Origin of the sequence: Cellulomonas septica, from assembly GCF_012396155.1 — a bacterium.
GTDB lineage: Bacteria > Actinomycetota > Actinomycetes > Actinomycetales > Cellulomonadaceae > Cellulomonas > Cellulomonas septica.
On sequence record NZ_JAAXOY010000338.1, the window covers coordinates 1 to 3,816 of the forward strand.

5 protein-coding genes are annotated in these 3,816 nt (G+C 74.3%); all 5 read right to left on the minus strand.

The features are described from left to right. Nucleotides 1-607: ATP-binding protein (locus tag HGA02_RS12765; protein WP_210728525.1), on the minus strand; the 607-nt coding region annotated here is incomplete at its 3' end. After that, entirely contained in the window at nucleotides 604-1,017 is a 414-nt protein-coding gene (locus tag HGA02_RS12770) for an ATP-binding protein (protein WP_168679328.1), read from the minus strand. The genes HGA02_RS12770 and HGA02_RS12765, both read right to left, overlap by 4 nt. Next, the gene (locus HGA02_RS12775; RefSeq protein ID WP_168679329.1) at nucleotides 1,014-1,421 is read right to left on the minus strand and encodes an STAS domain-containing protein; all 408 of its coding nucleotides are present in this window, start codon (nucleotides 1,419-1,421) and stop codon (nucleotides 1,014-1,016) included. Before HGA02_RS12775 ends, HGA02_RS12770 begins: the two co-directional genes overlap by 4 nt. Further along, nucleotides 1,421-2,269: an STAS domain-containing protein gene (locus HGA02_RS12780; protein ID WP_168679330.1), complete on the minus strand. Its 849-nt coding sequence runs from the start codon at nucleotides 2,267-2,269 to the stop codon at nucleotides 1,421-1,423. Before HGA02_RS12780 ends, HGA02_RS12775 begins: the two co-directional genes overlap by 1 nt. 133 nt (nucleotides 2,270-2,402) lie before the next feature. Continuing rightward, a partial coding sequence (locus HGA02_RS12785; RefSeq protein ID WP_168679331.1) for an alpha-amylase occupies nucleotides 2,403-3,816 on the minus strand: 1,414 nt, incomplete at its 5' end.

The following is a 3,816-nucleotide window of genomic DNA, read 5'->3' on the forward strand; positions in this document are numbered from 1 at the left end:
CGCCGCGGAACGCGCGGACCGCCTCGGTGCTCGCCGCGGCCGCGAGCGGACCGTGCCCCAGCCCGTCGGCGAGCATCACGGTGAGCACGCCGTCGTCCGTGCGGATCGCATACGCGTCGCCGCACACGTCCTGGCCGGTCATCGGCCGGGTCACGCCGACCGCGGACGGGGTACCGGGCGGTTCGGCGTCGGCGTCGGCGAACGCGGCGGTGATCACGGTGCCCGAGCCCGGCCGCGACCAGATGTCCCACGACGTCGCGAGCCGCGACAGGGTGCCGAGCCCGATGCCGAGCGTCCCCGCCGACGACACGCCGTCGGTGAGGGACGCGGCGACGTTCACCATCCCGGGGCCGGAGTCGACCACGACGACCTCGACCACCGGACCGGCGGTCGCGTGCCGCACCCGCAGCAGCAGCGAGCCCGAGCCCGCGTGGTTGATCTGGTTGCCGGTGAGCTCGGCGACCACGAGCGCGATCTCCCCGGCCCGCTCCTCGGACATCCCGACACGACGCGCGAGCGACGCGGCGGCACGCCGTGCGGTGCCCGTGGCGCTCACGTGGTCGACCGTGAACCAGGCGACGTCCTCGACGGTGCCGTCCGCGCTCACCGCGACCACGAGGCGATCACCACACGCGTGCCGCGCCCCGGTCCCGTGTCGATCTCGAAGTGCTCGACGAGGCGACGCGCACCCGACAGCCCGAGCCCGAGCCCGCCGCCGCTCGTCCAGCCGTCGGTCATCGCGAGGTCGAGGTCGGGGATGCCCGGGCCCTCGTCGCGGAACTCGACCCGGACGCCGGTCCGCCGCCCGTTCGACTCGACCGACAGCACGGCCTCGCCGCCGCCGCCGTAGATGAGCGTGTTGCGCGCGAGCTCGCTCGCGGCGGTCACCAGCTTGGTCTGGTCGACGAGCGACAGCCGCGCGCCCTGGGCGAGCCCGCGCACGGCCTGGCGCACCCGCACGACGTCGCCGTCGGACGTGATGGCGAGCCGCTCGGACGTCACCGGGTCGGCTGTCACGCGGGCGCGTCCGGGGCGAGCTCGAGGAGCAGCTGCTCGGGGGCGACGTCCTCGTCGTCGGGCTGCAGGAGCCGCAGGCCCTTCTCGACGTCGAGCGCCGTCCGGACGCCGTCGAACGACAGCCCGAGCTCGACCATCGTGATCGCGACGGCGGGCCGCATGCCGACGACCACCGTCGTCGCGTCGAGCACGCGCGAGATGCCGGCGATCGAGGAGAGCATCCGGCCGATGAAGCTGTCGACGATCTCCAGTCCGGAGATGTCGATGAGGACGCCGCGGGCACCGGTCTGCGTGATGCGCTCGGCGAGGTCCTCCTGGAGCTGGAGGGCCGACTGGTCCTGCAGGTCGACCTGGATCGAGACCAGCAGGGTCGAGCCGATCTTGAGGATCGGGACGCTGTCCATCAGGCCCCCGCGACCGCGCCGGCGGTGCGCGCGCTGCCGTTGGCGCGCAGCGCCGCGACCAGGGCGTCGGCCAGCGTCGCCTTGGTGCGGATGTCGCCGAACTCGATGCCGAGCGCGACGATCGTCTGCGCGATCTGCGGGCGGATGCCGCTGATCGTGCACTCGGCGCCCATGAGGCGCGCCGCGACGACCGTCTTGAGCAGGTGCTGCGCGACCTGCGTGTCGACCGCGGGGACGCCGGTGATGTCGATGATCGCGTGCTCGGACCCGGTCTCGACGAGCGTCTGGAGCAGCTTCTCCATGACGACCTGCGTGCGCGCCGAGTCGAGCGTGCCGACCAGCGGCACGGCGACGATGCCCTCCCAGAGCTTCACGACGGGTGTCGACAGCTCGAGGAGCTGCTCGGCCTGCTCGCTGATGATCCCCTCACGCGCGGCGGCGAACGACTCGAACGTGAACAGGCCCAGGTCGTCGACGAGCCGCAGGAGCGCGGCCACGTCGTCGACGCGCTCGGTGTCGCCCCGGCCCGCGATGTCGTAGAGCCCCTCCTTGAGCGCGAACACGCCCACGGCGGTCTCGCGCGGCGTGAAGCCGAGCCGCGCACGCGTCGCGGACAGGTCGCTCAGCAGGCTGCGCAGCGAGTCGAACGAGGGCGCGTCGAGCCGCTCACCGCCCGCGAGCAGACCGCCCACGAGCGCGTCGAAGATGTCGGTCTGCTCGCGCTCCGCCTCGGCACGCGTGATGCGGCCCCGCAGCTCGGTGACGACACGGTCGAGCCAGGCCTCGCCGATCTCACCGCGCCTGTCCTGGAGGATCGCGGCGAGGCGGGCGGCGTCGGCTGCGGGCATGCGGAGCTCCGATCGGGGGCAGGTCGCGACGCTCGGACGAGCGCGAGGCGGCGGCGCCGTGACTCTACAGCGCCTGGTCGGGGCGATCCCGACGTGGGTGTGGCGTCCCCCGTCCGGCTGCGCGGCCGGCTCGTCAGCCGGTGCGGCCGACGTGCCACGCCTGCGCGGCGTGCGGAGGGACGTCGACGGTCGTGCGGCCGTCGACGACGCGGGTGCGTGCGCAGTCGTCGGTCGTGCCCGTCAGGACGTCACAGTAGTCGCCGTCGGGGAGCGACGTGACGAGCTCCGTGCGCAGCGGCTCGTCGCCCGCGTTGACGACGACGAACCCGCGCCCGTCCCGACCGAGCGCGACGGCGTCCCCCTGGGACCACACGTCGACCAGCGGCGCGTCGCCCACGGCAGCACGCCAGCCGACCATCGCCTGCACCTGCGGCCACCGGTGCTGGCAGACCCGGTCGCCGTCGGCGCGCGCCTCGTCCGGGCCGGGGGCGGCGCTGCACGTCGCGTCGAGCACGCGCCCGTCCGCGTCCTGCACCGGGCCCGCGTCGCGGTCGGCGAAGGCGTACCCGGAGTGGACCAGCGGGGTGCCGTAGGAGCCGGCCAGCACGAGGACGTGCGCGAGCGCGTAGGCGGGGCCGTCCGCCACCGACAGGGTCGAGCCGTTGCGCTCGGTGTCGTGGTTGTCGACGAAGACGACCGCGTCGTCCGACGGCACGAAGCCGGGTCCCGTGCCGAGGTCGAGCGCGACCGACGGGGACCCGCCACCGAGCGCACCCGCCAGGCCGTCGGCGTATGCGAACTCCAGGACGGCGCCGTTGCCGAGGTACTGCTCGGGCGTGATCGGCTCCCCCGCACCGCGGATCACCTCCTGCACGACGCCGGTGCCGTCCGGCAGCGGGTCGAGGACCGCGGCGACGTCCTCGGGTGCCATGTGCTTCGCGGCGTCGATCCGGAAGCCGTCCACACCGAGCGAGAGGAGGTCCTCGAGGTAGGCGGTGAGCAGGGCGCGCACGTGCGGCGCGCCGGTGTCGAGGTCGGCGAGGTTGACGAGCTCGCACGTCTGGACCTGCGCGACGTCCTGGTAGTCCTGGACGTCGTCGTCGGGCGTGAGGCCGCAGCGGTGGAAGTCGCCCGGGCCGAACGGGCCCGCGGAGTCGTGGGTGTACGGCGTTCCCGCCCAGCCGGTGCCGGGCTCGTCCTGGCCCGTCATGTGGTTGAGCACGGCGTCGGCCCAGACGTCGACGCCCGCCTCGTGGCAGGTGGTGACCATGGCCGCGAACTCCTCGCGGGTGCCGAGCCGGGACTCGACCCGGTGGCTCACGGGCTGGTACGACGTCCACCACTCCGCGCCCAGGACGTGCTCCTGCGGTGGCGAGGTGAGCACCCATCCATATCCCGCGGGCCCGAGGACGTCGGTGCACTCGCGCGCGATCGAGCGCCAGGGCCACTGGAAGAGCTGGACGCCGACGTCGCTGCGCGCGGGTGCGTCGCCGCGGTCAGGGCTGCCGGGGCCGCCCGGCCCGCACGCCACGAGCACGGTCGCGGCC